Origin of the sequence: Flavobacterium sp. HJJ, from assembly GCF_015351475.1 — a bacterium.
GTDB classification, from domain to species: domain Bacteria; phylum Bacteroidota; class Bacteroidia; order Flavobacteriales; family Flavobacteriaceae; genus Flavobacterium; species Flavobacterium marginilacus.
The window spans coordinates 16110-33217 of record NZ_JADKPR010000008.1; the positions used below are offsets into that span (position 1 = coordinate 16110).

A 17108-nucleotide genomic window follows, 5' to 3' on the forward strand; every position below is an offset into this window, starting at 1 on the left:
TTTTTTATTTCTCTATTATTCCTCTTTTCAAAATCTGGCCAAAGTGAAACATATCTTCATAGGAAGTGTATAATGGAACTGGTGCTAATCGAATTACATTGGGTTCACGCCAATCTGTAATTACTCCGTTCTTCATTAAATAGTCAAACAGCTTACGGCCTTCTCCATGAAGAAAAACAGATAATTGGCATGCTCTTTCGGAAGGGTTTACTGGTGTAATAATTTCAAAAGATCCATGAACTTCTTTGCTGATTTCATTTAGAATAAACTCTAAATAAGATGTTATTTTATCTCTTTTTAAGATTAATTGATCCATTCCAATTTCGTCAAACATTTCGACAGAAGCTAAATATGGCGCCAAAGATAAAATAGACAGATTGCTTATCTGCCAGCCTCCTGCACCCTGAACAGGATCAAAAACCGGTTCCATCTTGAAACGACGTTCTTTGTTATGACCCCACCAGCCGGCAAAACGAGGCAGTTCTTTATTATTGTGATGTTTTTCATGAACAAAACAGCCCGATGCATTTCCTGGTCCTGAATTCATGTATTTATAACTGCACCAAGCCGCAAAATCAACATTCCAATCGTGCAGTTCTAATTTAATATTTCCTGCAGCGTGAGCCAAATCCCAGCCTACATAAGCGCCTTGTCTGTGACCAGCTTCGGTAATTGTTTTCATGTCAAAAACCTGACCCGTATAATAATTCACTCCGCCTATTAAAACTAGAGCCAGCTCCTCTCCGACTTCTTCAATTTTTGATAAAACATCTTCCTGCCTGATGTTGTGTTCTCCTTCACGGCGCTTGATTTCTACAATAACATCTTCTGGTTTATAGCCGTGAAAATTCACCTGACTCTGAAACATATACTGATCGGAAGGGAATGCTTTTTCTTCGCAAATGATTTTGTATCGTTTAGCTGTTGGTCTGTAAAATGATACCATCAGCAAATGAAGATTCACTGTCAGCGTGTTCATAACAGTAACTTCTGAAGGCAAAGCACCTACTAATCTGCTCAATGGATCTGCAAAACGCTCATGATAGTCCCACCAGGGTTTTTCGGCATAAAAATGGCCTTCAACAGCTAAATCTGCCCAATCACTCATTACTTCATCTACATACTTTTTGGTTCTTTTGGGCTGCAATCCCAATGAATTTCCTGTAAAATAAATCACCCTTTTCCCGTTTACTTTTGGAAAAATAAATTCATCTTGGTATTTGCGTAAATAGTCTTGAATATCTAATTTTTGAGCAAATTCCAGAGTGTTTTCGAAATCCATTTTTTTATTATTTATGCCGTAAAAATAGAAAAAATAAAACAAATCAGTCGTTAACAAAGATAATTCAACAACAAATCAATCTATTTTAAATCAAATTTCAAACTTAAAGCAGCAATCTTCTTATGAAAAACAAATTGTGTTAGGGCCATAATTAAATAGCAGATATCAGATGACTGTATTCAGTTTTTTGTTTAACCGTATGTTTGCTTCGCTCAATTTAGTGCAAAAAAAATCTCGTCATTGCTGACGAGACTTTGTATTTAATTTTGAATATGCGATTAGATAATCAGCATGGCATCTCCATAAGAATAGAATTTATATCCTTCTTTGATTGCTTCTTCATATGCTCTTTTCATTAAATCGTGTCCGCAGAAAGCAGAAACCATCATTAACAAAGTAGATTTTGGAGTATGGAAATTCGTAATCATACAAGTTGGAATAGCAAAATCGTGAGGAGGGAAAACGAATTTGTTTGTCCATCCATCATAAGGATTCAGCGTGTTTTGTGACGAAACTGAACTTTCTACAGCACGCATAGAAGTAGTTCCTACCGTACAGATTCTTTTCTTTGCTGCCTTTGCCGTGTTTACAACATCACAGGCTTCCTGAGTAATTTTCAGCTCTTCGGAGTCCATTTTGTGTTTTGACAAATCTTCAACCTCAACTGGATTGAAAGTCCCTAAACCAACGTGAAGCGTCACTTCTGCAAATTTAACTCCTTTAATTTCTAATCTTTTCAATAAATGTTTAGAGAAGTGCAGACCAGCAGTTGGTGCTGCTACAGCCCCTTCTTCTTTAGCATAAATCGTCTGGTAACGCTCAGCGTCTTCTGGAGTCACTTCACGGTTAATGTATTTTGGGATAGGAGTTTCTCCTAGTTCAGTCAATTTATTTCTGAATTCTTCATAAGATCCATCATAAAGAAAACGCAATGTTCTTCCGCGTGAAGTTGTATTGTCAATTACCTCAGCCACCAATGAATCATCGTCGCCAAAGTATAATTTATTCCCGATTCTGATTTTTCTAGCCGGATCAACTAATACATCCCAAAGTCTTTGTTCTGCGTTTAGCTCTCTTAACAAAAACACTTCAATTCTTGCACCAGTTTTTTCTTTATTCCCATATAAACGGGCTGGAAAAACTTTAGTATTATTCAAAATTAAAACATCACCATCATCAAAATAATCGATAACATCTTTGAACATTTTATGTGTTATCGTCTGATTCTTACGGTCTACAATCATCAAACGAGATTCGTCTCTGTTTTCGGCTGGATATTCTGCAAGAAGTTCTTTTGGTAAATTGAAGTTAAAGTGGGATAATTTCATTTGCTGTTTTTTAAAAAGTTTAAAAATTCAAGTCACAGACTGTTCAGCCTGAACTTAAAAATCTTTCGGGTGCAAATATACGATTGTGAAACAGGCGTTGTCAAGTGTTTAGGTGTTTATTTTTACCTCACTCCAGCCCTCTCCAAAGGAAAGGGAGTTGAAACTCAACAATCGTCTAGGTAAATGACCATTTTTGAACAACAAAAAAGCCCAGTCTTTTTAAATCATCCCAAAAATCAGGATATGATTTTGACACCACATCGGCATTATTGATAATAATCGGCACTTTTAATGCTAATGGTGCAAATGCCATTGCCATTCTGTGGTCGTTGTAAGTATCAATTCTTATTTCTTCATTAATCTTATCTGTTGCCACTAATGTTAAACTATCATTGGTTACGGAAATGTTTGCTCCCAATTTTGTTAATTCAATTCGGAGTGCTTCCAGCCTGTCAGTTTCTTTAATTTTTAAAGTATGCAAACCGGTTAAGTGACAGCCAATTCCCAGTCCTAAACAGGTAACTACAATAGTCTGTGCAATATCCGGCGTATTATTTAAGTCGAAAGTAATGTCTTTATAATCGAAACCTTCTTGTTTTGTCAAAATAATTTTATTGCCTTCAAATTGGGAAGAAACCCCCATTTGTTTATAGATTTCAACCAAAGCAGAATCTCCCTGCAAGCTTGTTTCTTTATAACTTGTCAGCGAAACGGAAGCCGTTTTTGCCAATGCAGCTAAACTAAAAAAGTAAGAAGCTGAACTCCAGTCGGATTCCACTGTCATTACTTTTGTCTCTACTTCTTTCTTAGGTTTTACTGTTATTACATTTCCAACGAAACTAGTTTCAATATTTAAATCATTTAGCAGAGCCAAAGTCATTTTAATATATGGAACAGAAGTTATTTCGCCCACTAAAGTCAGTTCGATTCCGTTCTCTAATTTTGGCGCTACTAAAAGCAATGCCGATATATACTGACTGCTTACATTCGCAGGAATGCTGACTTTGTTTGCAGTTATTTTTTGTCCTTTGATTCGAATAGGCGGATAACCTTCTTCTTTTTCATAAGTAATTTTTGCACCTAACTGTACTAAAGCTTCTACCAGAACTTTAATCGGGCGTTCAGTCATTCTTTGAGATCCTGTCAAAACCACTTCACGGCCTTCGTTTACTGCAAAATAAGCTGTCAAGAAACGCATTGCTGTTCCTGCATGATGGATATCTACAATTTCATCATCGCCTTTCAATGCTTTTTGCATCACTTCACTATCATCAGAATTTGATGTGTTGGCCAAAGTAATATTGGAAAACAAAGCCTGCAACAGCAAAAGTCTATTGGTTTCGCTTTTGGAACCTGTTATTGCAATTTGATCTTGTAAATCGAGATGGGAAGTTTGAACTAGTAAATTCATTTTTGAATACGTTGTAATTGGTCTTTTGGCAAATTTATTTTAAAAAAAGTAACAACCAAAGTTTTGCCGTAACTTATAACATTATTTTAGTTTATCGTTGTTTTTGTGGCGGTCCTTGTCTCTAACTGATTTCAGATCCATTTTCTTATCAAAAGCGGCCTGTAAATCGATTCCTGTCTGATTCGCCAAACACAATACTACAAAAACTACATCAGCCAATTCTTCCCCAAGATCCTTATTTTTATCACTCTCTTTTTCGGATTGTTCTCCGTAACGGCGTGCTATGATTCGGGCCACTTCACCTACTTCTTCGGTAAGCTGCGCCATATTAGTCAGTTCATTGAAATAGCGGACTCCGTGTTCTTTAATCCAGGTATCTACGTCTAATTGTGCATTTTTTAAATCCATTTGTAAATTTTTATGACAAATATACAAACGGGCGAAGTTTTGCTATATTCTTTTAAGAACTATTTTTTCAGTTTCTTTCGTTATCATCTTTTGATAAAAATCTTTGATAGATTCATAAAAATCAGCTGAAACGATAGCCATATTAACTTCTTTGGTCATTAAAATCTGTATCCTATTCTGTTCATAGACGATATTCATCGAAAAAGACAATTCCTTTCCTTCTGTAGAAATCTTGATAGATTTAGGAATTGATTCTACGGTATAACCTTCTGGAATTTCATAACTGACATTATATTTTTCTAATTTGGGATAGCCGAAATAGATTGGCATTTCCCTTTTTTCCTGAACAAAAGGATTATGTGATTCTGTAAAAAACAAAACGGGGTTAAAATATATTTTATCGCCAATAATATCACATTGATTGTTTCCAGAAAAAGCGAATGTTTCTATAATAGGATCCTCAAAACGAGTCTTTTTATTATCAATAACATACCCTTGGATTTTAATTCCATTTAAATTGTTTTCTACTTTTTCGAGATAATTATCAGTATCCATTTCTGCATATTTATCTCTAAATTTATAGGCTTCATAATCTGTCAGCTGTGATCGGCACTTCCCCTCTATCCCGCCAGACTTATCTAATTTTACCATCAGGGTATGATTCTTAATCGAATTCTTTACAGGTACTAATTCTACTTCCTCAGAAATTCCTTCTTGCTTAAGAAGCCTTCCTTTCCAGTTTAGAACATTCAATGGCAAAATATTCTGTGTGGTATATTTATGGGTCGCATCTAATAAAATCTGCTTTCCATCAATATTCACGGAGGCAATAACATAATTAAAAACAGTTCTATTTGGAAAAACAGGCAATCCATGTTCTTTGGTACTTACTAGTACAGGATTTGCATCTAGTCCTACTAATTTCAACATTGAGATAAGTATAAAATTTATTTCGGCTACATTTCCCGTTCTATTATTATACGCCTGTTTTACGCCTTTATCTATATAATATCCATAATCATTGTTCCAATGCATACGGTCTTGAACGAATTTAAAAACTATTGCAAGTTTTTCTTCCTTAGAATCAATTCCTTTTAAAATCAATCTAGCATCTTCCAGAAGATAAGAGCTATCTTCTAACTCTTTTCCAAATCCTTTATCTGCATATATAGTTTTGGCTACACCATCCCAATCTTTGGAATAATTCTTTTCTTTTTCATCAGGAAAATTTGTTTTTTCAAGCTCATGATGCAATGACGATTGGTAATTGTGAATATTATCAACAAAATCCTCTTCTTTTAATGCTGGAATATTTTCTGCACTGTATTTATTTTTAATCTGATCAAAACTCAAATTAACCGATTGATGATATTGATTATCATAATTAAGACTTCCGTTTGTAACTTTTGAATCTAATTTAAGATTTACATAACCAACCTGAATAGGTTTGTAAGTAAAAAAATAAGGGATATTAGTAGTGTATTCAGCTTTATTTACTGGGATTTTATCTTGAAAATAAAAAACCGGAAATTTAACTATGTTCTCCGTTTTCAAAACATATTTAAATTCTATCACTGAGCCTTCTTTTATATTTGGCAATGTTATTGTAGCTTCATTCCAATATTCGTTTACATTTTTCTTAAAACTGCCTTCATTGTTGAGTTTAGTTTTAGCGATTGCACCATTTTCTAAATTATAGGTTACAGCACTTGAAAAAGCGACAATATCGTCATTGTAATTTTCGTATCCCACATAATATGGCACAGTAAAATTGGCCCAATTATAACCTTCTTTCTTATAAATTTTAATCCGCATGGAAACTTCAGTGACTGCTGTAAATCCTCTATCTCTGTTGTATTCAAAACTAGTTTTACCGTTCTTAAATAATATTGCAGCTGCCGCACTTGAGTCGTTAGGATGCTGTTTTTCTTTTAATTCTGCAATTGATACTTTCCCTAATTCAAAATTTTGAGCATTTATTTTTACAAATGAAAACAATATCAACAATCCAAGAAAAGTTTTAATTTTTTTCATTATTTACACTTTTTTCAAAACAATTTTTTCGGTTTGTTTGGCAATCATTCCCTGATAATAGTCTTTTATCATAGAATAATATTCTGACGATATGATTGGAGTATTTATCTGATGGGAAATAATCAGCTGTATTTTATTTTCAGCAGCATTTATTCTAAATTTAAACCCGCCTATATTCTCTTCCATATTTAACTGAGTAGACTTTGGCAGCGTTTCTACGACATATCCGTCAGGAATATTAATATTGATATTGTAATTTTCTATAAAAGGAAAACCGTAATCAATAGGATATTCTCTAGTTTCTTGTTTAAAAGGATTGTGCTCTTTGGTAAAAAATAACAATGGATTAATATATATTTTTTCTCCTATAACTTCACATAGGTTGGTACCTGTAAAAGAACACGTTTCTATAATTGGTAATTTCACATCCTTCTCATTGGTTCTGGAATAATCTGCAATTTCAATTTTTTGATTTTCATTTTCTAATTTTTCCAGATATTCTTCCTCTTTTACATTCTCAATTTTCGCCCTGAAACTCATTGCATTCTGATCAGTTCTCTGTCTTCTTAATTTTCCAGTAATTTTTCCGTTACTCTCGATAGAATACATCATTAATACATTGTCAGTTGAAGCCATTTTAGGCATCAGATCAACATCTTCTGATGAACCATCTTTTCTTATCAATCTACCAAACCAATTTAAATCTCTAAAAGGCAATACATTTGGATTAGAATATTTGTTTGTTGCATCTACCAGTATCAAGCCTTCAGAAGTCTCTACTGCAGCAATCACGTAATTGTAAGCAGTTCTATTAGGAAAAATTGAAATTCCATTAGATCGGGTGCTTACCAAAACAGGATTTGCCTTTAAGCCAGCTGTACGCAGCATAGCGGTAAGCATTAAATTAATATCGCCTACATTTCCAGTTTTATCTTTATATGCTTTTTTAACTCCATTATCACAGGAATAGCCATAATCTCCATTCCATTTCACTGCAGCTTTTACATAATTTAAAACCGCTAAAACAATTTCATTCTGTGAAGTCAATCCTGCGACAACCGCTTTTAAATCGTCTTCAAAATAACCTGTTTTATTCAGCTCTGGACCAAAATCATCATACTCATAAATTGTTTTGGCTACAGAATTCCAGTCTGTCGAATATAATTTAGCTGGCTGGTTTGGATATTGAATAAGCGATAACTCCTGCACTAGACTAGTAGTGTAATTATCAATATTATTTACAAGTTCCTCCTCTTTCATTGCTGGCAGATCTATAGCAGTGTAGGTTGTTTTCTTTTCTTTATAATCTATTTTATCCTGGTTAAAAGTAGTGGTTGTAGGGCCAACTCCCATTGATCTCTCCTTGCTGTTAATAGTAAATGACTGCATGGAATTTTCGACAACTACTTTTGGTGCTATATATCCTTTCATTTTGCTGTTATAAACATAATATTCTGGTGCAGAAGACACATATTCAGCATAATTGACAGGAATATCCGTCTGGAAATCAAAATCTCTCAGCATTCCAATATTATTAGTACGAATGGTGTATTTAAACTCTAACACTGAGCCTTCTTTTACATTCGGCAGAGTTATTTTTTTTCTGCTCCAATATTTATTAATTTTTTCCTGAAATTCTCCTTCAGATTTCAATTTTGTTTTTTCAATTTTACCGCCTACTAAATTATAAGTTGCTGCATCCGAGAAAGAAACTTTCTCTGTAATATTAGTACTTCCTAAAATATACCGTACCGATTGATTTGCCCAATCATAACCATCCTTTTTATAAATTTTAATACGCATAGCTACCTCCGAAACCACTAAAAATCCCTCACTTTGCGAAAATTCAAAATGACTCTGTCCTTTTTTAAACAATATAGCTGCAACAGCAGCTGAATCTTTGGGATGCACTTTTTGTTCTAATTCGGCAATGGAGACTTTACCTAATTTAAATTCTTGGGCAGCTGCATTGGAACAAAATAATACTATAAAAAACAGCAGGGTTAAGTTTTTAATTTTCATTTGGTTATTAGCTTTTGGTTAAAATTATTTTGGCATTATCGTTTCTTGAAATCTGTTCCATAAAAAGACGAAATTCATCGTATTCTTTATTGGTGTATAATCCTTTTTTCAAAAAAAACTTTCGCTTATAAACGATATTATTACTGCTGTTTTTTATGATCTCTATTTTGTATTCCCCAAATTTTCCATTAATTTCAACATTAGCTGGAAGAAATTCGATTGAAAAATTAGCCGGTAAAGCAATTTCAATTTCATCAATATCTACAGATCCTCTTTGAATCTCTAATGGATTCTTCCTGTTTCTGATTCTTTTTACACTTTGGGTTAATGGGTTAAAAGCATTTAGAGCAAACATCATTTTATTAGCAGATATGTTCCCATAATTAGCCGCTGATATTTCTGCATTTTCGGTAAAACTTATTTTATCACTATCATTTTTAAATGTGATTTTTTTAATTTTTAAGTTATTAATAGTGCTCCAGTAATCTTTATAAAAAGCTTCCATTTCAGTTGGTGAAAGCTTATCATTATGGAATTTTTGATTATACTGAGAACCCTCTGAAACAATTCCAATTTTACCAGAGAAATCACCATTTTCGGCAATAGAATAGCCCCCTTTACTAATCTGGACATTTCCTGTATCTTCATAAATTTTGGTATGAACAATTTCACCGCCTTCAGGTTTTACAACCAAAACATTTCTATCATCTGTAAACGTTCCCTGATACCCGAAAGGATCTACCTGACTGGTACATTCCAGAAAAATATACGAATCTTTATTTGGCACAGCCAAAATCATGTGATTTCCCTGCATGGAAACAAAATCAGCTTCAATATCACGTTTTCTTGGATTACCGTATAAAATAGTATTATAAGAAGGGACATCAACTGCTTTTAGAAGCGCTTTTGTATAATTGCTCAGAGCTTTGCAGTCTCCATACCCCAATCTGTCTACATCACTGGCCAGCATTGGTTTCCACCCGCCAATACCGATACTTATGTTAACATATCGTGATTTTTCCTGAACATATTTATAAATAATCTGGGCTTTCTTAATAGGATCGGTTTCTGTACCAACCAAAGCTTTTATTTTTGCTTTAGTTTCTTCTGGCAGATCAGTAGTTCCAGTCAGAATTTTTTCATTGTACCATTTTCCAAATTCAATCCAGTTTTTAGCATTTCCATCAACTCCTTCCAAATGAAACAGCTCTAATCCCATCATTAGTCTTGGAAAAAGATAACTCACAGACGGACTGGATGTTTCTTCCTTTTGTGCCATTATTTTTGCAGCCTCAAAAGAAATACCAGTAGTACTTTCCTGTGTTTTCTTTACATTAAAATTGGAGAAATTAAACTCTTTATATTTAAATCCAAGGTTTGAAGGATAACTTAAATTAAGAATACTTTTTTCTATACTTACAGCATAATCGCCCAACGGCTGCCATTGTGGAATAAAAGCAGTGTTTGTAGTCTGTATTTCACTTTCAAAAACAACTGTAATCGGAAATTGAGTTGGAGTATAATCCAGATACATGAATCGATTCTCTGAAAAAAGAGTACTCCCGCTTACAGCACTTACATCTCTAAAATCAGATTTCTTTACCTTTTTGATTTCCTTACCAAAGGGATCATAAATCGTTGCCAGAATATTTTTGACAGAGCTGGACTTGTCATAATGCTCATAAGCTTCGACAGCTTCAAACCCATGTTCATTCAGCACAGTTACAACTCTTTTGGTTTTAATATTCATGCTGCGCTGAGATGTAATTACAATATCCGTTTGATTCAAACGGACAATAGCATTAGCATTTTCTTTGAGACTGTCTGAAATAGTCAGAACACTATAATCAGCTTTCTGAGAAAAAATAGGGCTGGCAGTAAACAGCAAAACAACCGTCATTGCTGAGAAAAATCTGTAAATCATAAAAAAAATTTGGTTGTGAAATATAAGAAAATTTCGTTTAAAAGAAACTTAATTTACTTATTTATTTTACAGACTTCACAGAATTTGAAAACAAAAAAAGCTGCCCTTTATATGGACAGCTTTGCAATAATTTCTATTACAGGAAATTAATTTTATGGATAGAAAGAGTTCCCGCTTTTTATAACGAACGGACAATACCTTCTTCTAATCCTCTTAATTCTGCTAAACCTCTAAGTCTTCCTATAGCCGAATATCCAGGATTGTTTTGTTTTCCTAAATCATCTAACATTTGGTGCCCGTGATCGGGACGGAAAGGAATTGAAGTTTTATATTTTTTCTGAATTAATAACAATTCTTTCATTACAGCATACATGTCAGTATTTCCGTCTAAATGATCGGCTTCAAAAAAGTTACCTTCTTCATCACTGCGAACATTTCTTAAATGAATAAAATGAATTTTATCATCTAATTTTTTAACCATTTCTGGTAAATCATTTTCTTTCGAAGCTCCTAAAGAACCTGTGCAAAAACAAATTCCGTTTGATTTATATGGCGCATTCGACAAGATATAATCATAATCTTCCATTGAATTTACAATCCTTGGCAGACCTAAAATATCAAATGGCGGATCGTCCGGATGAATAGCTAACTGTACCCCCGCTTCATCAGCAACCGGGCAGATCTCATTTAGAAAATAACTCAGATTGCTTCTTAAAGCATCTCTGTCAATGTTATCATAAGCCTTCAAGGCATTGCGCATCCACTCAACAGTTATCTTTTTTTCTCCAGGTATTCCAAACATCACTGTGCCTGCTATTTCCTGTAATCTTTGCTCTGTAATTGTGGAAAAACGCTCTTTGGCTTTCTCTACTATATTATCAGGAAAACTCTTTTCGGCATTTTCTCTTTTTAAAATATAAATATCGAAAATTGCCAAATCCACCCAATTAAAATACAAAGCTTCCGAACCATCCGGCATCACATAATCCAATTGTGTTCTTGTCCAGTCGTTTACCGGCATAAAATTATAAGTGATTACCTTGATACCGCAGGCTGCAACATTGCGGATACTTTCTTTGTATTTATCAATGTATTCCTGATAATTTCCTGTTCTGGTTTTAATAGATTCATGAACTGTGATACTTTCTACCACATCCCATACTAAACCAGATGCTTCAATTTCGGCTTTTCTTTTATTGATTTCTTCAATTGTCCAAACTTCACCGTGAGGAACGTGATGCAGCGCTGATACAATTCCTGTTGCGCCAGTCTGCTTAATATAGGATAAACTTACGGGATCATTTGGTCCAAACCATCTCCACGTTTGTTTCATTTTATACATAATTGTTCTTTTTAAAAAATATTAAACTCCGCTAAAAATTGTAAAACCGCCGTCCAAAGTTACTTTTGATCCAGTTGCAAATTTAGACGCATCACTTAACAGCCAAACCAAACCTCCAATCAACTCTTCTGGATTACCAAAACGTCCGTAAGGAGTATTTTGAATTACCAAATTACCTCTTTCAGTCAGACTGCCGTCAGCGTTGGTCAATAAAGTTCTGTTTTGTTCTGTTAAGAAGAAACCAGGAGCTATTGAATTCATTCGGATTTTATCGCCATAACGTTTAGCAAGTTCTACCGCAAACCATTTTGTATAAGAATCAATGGCTGATTTTGCCAAGCTGTATCCTAAAACCTTGGTCATTGCTGCAACTGTAGATACCGAAGAAATATTCACAATGCTTCCTTTCCCAGCAGTGTCTTTCATAGCTTCACCAAAAATCTGAGTTGGCAATAGAGTTCCAAATAAATTAAGATTAATTACCTGCTGTAATGCATCTATATTTAATTTAAAAATATCCTGATTGGGCTGTACAACAGCATCCGGCATGTTCCCGCCGGCTGCATTCACCAAACCGTCTATTTTGCCATATTTAGAAATGACCAAATCTCGAGCAGCAATTAAATCTGCTTCTATGGTAACATCAGCAATTAATACAATTGCATTTCCGCCTTTATCAGTAATCTCTTTTGCACGCTCATTTGCTACTTTTTCATTTCTGCCCAAGATTCCAACTGTTGCTCCAGCCTCGGCAATTCCATCCACAAATGCACCGCCTAGAATTCCGGTAGCACCTGTAACTACAATAACTTTATCTTTTAATAAGAAATCTGTTTTCAATTTTGGTTATTTTTAATTAGTATTTTAATTTTAAGTCTCGAAAGATACGGATTTTATTAGGAAAGGAAATTGTTCCGCATAAAAAAGCACGGCATTCGCATTTAAAAAAAGATAAACACGAATTTCACCAATTAACACTAATTCTTATCAAAATTGAAATCAAATTTTACAACTTTTTACAGTTTCGAATATTTTGTGTAATTAAACAGCAATCTTAATTCGTGCAAATTAGTGTAATTCGTGTCAGAAACTTTTAAAAAATGCCGTGATAAAAAAATGCACGCGCACAGCTATAATCATGAAATCTCAACTGAATCGACAAAACAGCTCAGCCATTGTGACTATTAAAAATCTGAAAAAAAACAAAAAGCGGTTATTCCATTAAAAAAACAGTCAGTCCTCTTGCTCCGTGCGCCCCTAAAACTAAAGACTGTTCAATATCGGCCGTTTTTGAAGGTCCTGCGATAAAGGTTCCAAAACCATATTCCTGATTACCAATACGGTCATAAGCCTGATGCATTTTGGCAACAATATCTTTTTTATTAACAACTATTGCTAAATACTGCGGGATAAAAGTCGAAACCCTTTGTCCCATTAAGTCATCTGTAACCCAAAGTGCACTGTTTTCGGCTACGCCAAAATGCGCTTTAACGAGAATAAGTTCGGCATTCTGCAGAGAATGAGGATCGTCGTTGGTCCAATCCAAATTTGCAACTTCAGAAAGTTCTGGAAGAGTCGTTAGTATACGTTTACTGATATCGAAATTTTCTTTAACAAAAGTAACAATTTCAGCATAACTTGATACTTCTTCAAAATCCCCTCCAATGCCTTTTAAAATCGTTTTATACTGCTCTAAAACATCCAAATCAGATTCTTTTAAAGGTTCTAAACTTGGAAGTTCATTCAGCTCTTTTGGCTGATTCTGTTTTATTTTTTGTAAAATAGATTCTTTACTGCTCATCATTTTTCCCTTTAGCTGCTTTACCGTTTTTCTTGTACCATTCCCTAAAAGATTCTTCAGGAACTTTAGGCATTTCCCTCTGGTCGTACCATTTATTCAGTTTATTATTTACCAGACCAGGCAGATTCTTCATTGCAAAACGGCCGGATATACCAGCAATTTCAAATACCGTAGGATTAGCTAAAACTGTTGCCATAGTTTTCATAGCTATCGTTTTGGCTTTTGGAGTATAACCCTCTTTTACTAAAACCTGTCTCCATTTGTATAACTGATCATGAATATCAATTTTTACAGGGCATACATTTGTGCAGGAACCGCATAAAGTACTGGCAAAAGGTAAATCAGCATTCTTTTTCATGTCCAGATTAGGAGCCAAAATCGAACCAATTGGTCCTGCAACTGCATTGTGGTAACTATGTCCTCCGCTTCGTCTGTACACTGGGCAGGTATTCATGCAGGCGCCACAGCGGATGCATTTCAATGAATTTCTAAAATCTTCTCTTCCTAACTGCTCACTTCTTCCATTATCAACGATAACGATATGAATCTCTTTGCCGTCTCTTGGTTTTTTGAAGTGGCTGGAAAACGTTGTTATAGGCTGTCCAGTGGCGCTTCTTGCCAATAATCGCAGGAAAACCCCTAAATGCTCACGCTGCGGAATTAATTTTTCAAATCCCATACAGGCTATATGAACGTCAGCTAAGTGCGCACCCATATCTGCATTTCCTTCATTGGTACAAACCACGAATTCACCAGTTTCGGCAACTGCAAAATTTACTCCTGTTAGGGCAGCTTTACGCGTCAAAAAAACATCTCTTAAATGATGACGGGCAGATTCGGTTAAATACTGCGGATCAATATTTCCTTTTTCTGTTCCAAGATGTTCATGGAAAGTTTCACTTACATCTTCTTTTTTTAGATGAATAGCAGGCAGAACGATATGGCTTGGCGGTTCGTTACGAAGCTGAACAATGCGCTCTCCTAAATCTGAATCTATAACATCAATGCCTCGCTCTGTCAGATAATCATTCAAATGGCATTCTTCGGTAAGCATCGATTTAGATTTTACCATTTGCTTGATGTTATGCTTTTCTAATATCGAATGAACAATAACATTATGCTCCTCGGCATTGGCAGCCCAGTGAACAATAATTCCATTCTTTTGAGCATTGGTTTCAAATTCCACCAAATAATCATGGATATTTGAAAGCACATTGAATTTTATTTTTGATGCTGTTTCTCTAAGCAGTTCCCATTCCGGAATCTGATGTGCAGATCTATCTCTTTTTTCACGAACAAACCAAAGCGTTTCGTCATGCCAATTGACACGCTCTACATTTTTATTAAAAATGGCAGCGGCTTCACTGTGCGGTATCGTTTTATTTGAACTCATTTTGCCTTTTTTATTCTTTATCAGAAAAATTCAATACGTTTTCAGTAATGTATTTTTTATCAGTAATGGTTTCTGCTTTTACATTTTTTAGAAATATATTCTCTACGGGTAATTCTTTCTGACCTAATATTCGTGCAGTAAATTTCACATTCGCAGCATTCACATTTTCGAGATATACATTTTTTATTGGTGTGAGTCTTCTTTCAATGGTCGGCACCAAATCCCTCCATTGGTACAATACATCAGTCTCAATCCCAAGTATTCCCAGATCGATTTTACCAGAAGCTACATTGCTGACATAAATATTGTTTACAAATCCGCCTCTTCGTTCGTTGGTTTTTATATACAATAGATGATTTAGCTTTGCACCGTCAACTACATTGCATTTATCGATAAATACATTTTCGATACCTCCGGACAATTCACTTCCTATTGCGACCAATTGGTGGCCGTTTTTGACCGTGCAATTTCGGATAACAATATTTTTTGAAGGTGTATTTAATCGCCAGGCATTTTGTCCGCAGCCTGATTTTATAGCAATGGCATCATCCCCCTGGTCAAATACGCAATTTTCGATTAACACATTTTGGGCCATCTCTGGATCGACACCATCATTATTATGTCCGTGTGCATATACTTTAAGGTTTCTAAGCACAACATCTTTGGATAAAAAAGGATGAATGGTCCAAAACGGGCTATTGGTGATTGAAACGCCATCCATCAATATATTCTGGCAGCGGTTAAACTGAATAAACTGAGGGCGAAGATGAGCAGTGTCATTCACCATTAATCTCTCTTCCATCGGCTTTTCATAAGAAGCAAGATAATATAATCGTTTAAGGCTTTCCATGTGCGCTTTAGGGCGTTTAAACCATTCGGTCCAGACATCCATCTTCGCTTTCAATTCTCCTTCACCAGTGATAGCAACATTTTTGCATTGATAGGCATAAATTAATGGAGAATAATTTAAACATTCATAACCTTCCCAAGTACTTTTGACAGCAGGCAGATAATCATTAGGATTTTCTGAAAATAAAAGAACAGCGCCTTTTTCTAAATGCAGATTAACATTGCTTTTAAAGTGAACTTTACCGGTAATCCATTCTCCTTTTGGAATTACTACAATACCGCCTCCCATTTTATTAGCCTTATCAATAGCTTGGGCTATAGCTTCTGAATTTTTATTTTTATCGCCTTGTACCGCACCAAAATCAGTAATGGTTAACTTTTTACAATTCTTAAAATTTGGAATGAAAATTTCAGGCATTTCAAATGGAGCTTTTACTTTTACTCCAATTAAAGTAACTGTATCTTTTTCAGCATTAAATGAAAAAAAACAAAAGGCACAAACGACTAATAAAATTGAGATTACCTTTTTCATCGTGTTTACCTTTTTAAAGTATTTAAAATTTCTGCGATATGAATAGTTTTTATCGGGCTTTGCTGTCTTCGCAGAATACCTTCCAAATGCATTAGACAGGACATGTCTGCACCAGTAATATAATCAACCTGATGTTTTTCGTGATCTTTGATTCGGTCTTGCCCCATTTTAACAGAAATGGCTTCTTCGGTCACACAAAAAGTACCTCCAAAACCGCAGCATTCATCTTTTCGGGATAAGGATACCAAATCGATCCCTTTAATTTTGGTTAATAACTGTCCGGGTTTTGAAAAGGACGGAGCATTTAATTCACTCATCTGCGAAAGTTTCAGTCCTCTCTGTCCATGACAGCTTTGATGCATTCCTACTTTAAACGGAAAATCACCTTCTATACTTTCAATTTTTAAAACATCAGTAATAAATTCGGTTAACTCGTAAACAGTAGATCGGATTTTTGCAGCTAATTCTTTGTTGGTATCGCTGTGCAGATGTTCTTTTACGTGCATCACACAGCTTCCCGAAGGACAGACAATGTAATCAAAACCGGTGAAATTAGCAATGAAATTAGCATCGCATCCTTCTGTTAAATGCTGATAACCGCTATTTGCCATCGGCTGTCCGCAGCATGTCTGCTTCATTGGAAAATCAACATCACAGCCTAATTTTTGCAATAACTCAAGTGTAGCAATACCAATTTTTGGGTAAAATTGGTCTACATAGCAGGGAATAAAAAGTCCAATTCTCATATGGAGATATTTATTTTTTTATTGGTCATATGTAAT

General features: G+C 34.8%; 13 protein-coding genes. All 13 read right to left on the reverse strand.

What is annotated here, in order from left to right; genetic code table 11:
* Positions 1 to 4: 4 nt before the first annotated feature.
* The gene (gene kynU, locus IRZ80_RS08255) at positions 5 to 1282 is read right to left on the reverse strand and encodes a kynureninase (RefSeq protein ID WP_194641088.1); all 1278 of its coding nucleotides are present in this window, start codon (positions 1280 to 1282) and stop codon (positions 5 to 7) included.
* Between the two features lie 278 nt (positions 1283 to 1560).
* A complete protein-coding gene (gene queA / locus IRZ80_RS08260) occupies positions 1561 to 2610 on the reverse strand; it encodes a tRNA preQ1(34) S-adenosylmethionine ribosyltransferase-isomerase QueA (RefSeq protein WP_194641089.1) in 1050 nt (349 codons plus the stop codon).
* Positions 2611 to 2785: 175 nt separating this feature from the next.
* Positions 2786 to 4021 carry a 3-phosphoshikimate 1-carboxyvinyltransferase gene (aroA, locus tag IRZ80_RS08265; RefSeq protein WP_194641090.1) on the reverse strand — a complete coding sequence of 412 codons (1236 nt, stop codon included), beginning with the start codon at positions 4019 to 4021 and terminating at the stop codon, positions 2786 to 2788.
* An 81-nt stretch (positions 4022 to 4102) separates the two neighbouring features.
* Positions 4103 to 4429 (reverse strand): nucleotide pyrophosphohydrolase, encoded by a 327-nt coding sequence (locus IRZ80_RS08270; protein WP_012022600.1) that lies wholly within the window; start codon positions 4427 to 4429, stop codon positions 4103 to 4105.
* A 42-nt stretch (positions 4430 to 4471) separates the two neighbouring features.
* A complete protein-coding gene (locus IRZ80_RS08275) occupies positions 4472 to 6463 on the reverse strand; it encodes a DUF3857 domain-containing protein (protein ID WP_194641091.1) in 1992 nt (663 codons plus the stop codon).
* A gap of 3 nt (positions 6464 to 6466) precedes the next feature.
* Positions 6467 to 8485, reverse strand: coding sequence for a DUF3857 domain-containing protein (locus tag IRZ80_RS08280; protein WP_194641092.1), 2019 nt, complete (start codon positions 8483 to 8485; stop codon positions 6467 to 6469).
* A 7-nt stretch (positions 8486 to 8492) separates the two neighbouring features.
* Positions 8493 to 10409, reverse strand: a complete 1917-nt coding sequence (locus tag IRZ80_RS08285) for a DUF3857 domain-containing protein (protein ID WP_228520841.1) — start codon at positions 10407 to 10409, stop codon at positions 8493 to 8495.
* 178 nt (positions 10410 to 10587) lie between these two features.
* A complete protein-coding gene (gene uxuA, locus IRZ80_RS08290) occupies positions 10588 to 11742 on the reverse strand; it encodes a mannonate dehydratase (RefSeq protein ID WP_228520847.1) in 1155 nt (384 codons plus the stop codon).
* Between the two features lie 30 nt (positions 11743 to 11772).
* Complete coding sequence (locus tag IRZ80_RS08295) at positions 11773 to 12591, reverse strand: SDR family oxidoreductase (RefSeq protein WP_194641094.1); 819 nt, start codon at positions 12589 to 12591, stop codon at positions 11773 to 11775.
* A gap of 373 nt (positions 12592 to 12964) precedes the next feature.
* On the reverse strand, positions 12965 to 13555 hold the full coding sequence (locus tag IRZ80_RS08300) for a lactate utilization protein C (protein ID WP_228520842.1): 591 nt from the start codon (positions 13553 to 13555) through the stop codon (positions 12965 to 12967).
* Positions 13542 to 14945: a lactate utilization protein B gene (locus IRZ80_RS08305; protein WP_194641095.1), complete on the reverse strand. Its 1404-nt coding sequence runs from the start codon at positions 14943 to 14945 to the stop codon at positions 13542 to 13544. The genes IRZ80_RS08300 and IRZ80_RS08305 overlap by 14 nt, the downstream gene beginning before the upstream one ends.
* A gap of 10 nt (positions 14946 to 14955) precedes the next feature.
* Positions 14956 to 16326 carry a glycoside hydrolase family 28 protein gene (locus IRZ80_RS08310; RefSeq protein ID WP_194641096.1) on the reverse strand — a complete coding sequence of 457 codons (1371 nt, stop codon included), beginning with the start codon at positions 16324 to 16326 and terminating at the stop codon, positions 14956 to 14958.
* A 5-nt stretch (positions 16327 to 16331) separates the two neighbouring features.
* The gene (locus IRZ80_RS08315) at positions 16332 to 17072 is read right to left on the reverse strand and encodes a (Fe-S)-binding protein (RefSeq protein WP_194641097.1); all 741 of its coding nucleotides are present in this window, start codon (positions 17070 to 17072) and stop codon (positions 16332 to 16334) included.
* Positions 17073 to 17108 lie beyond the last annotated feature (36 nt).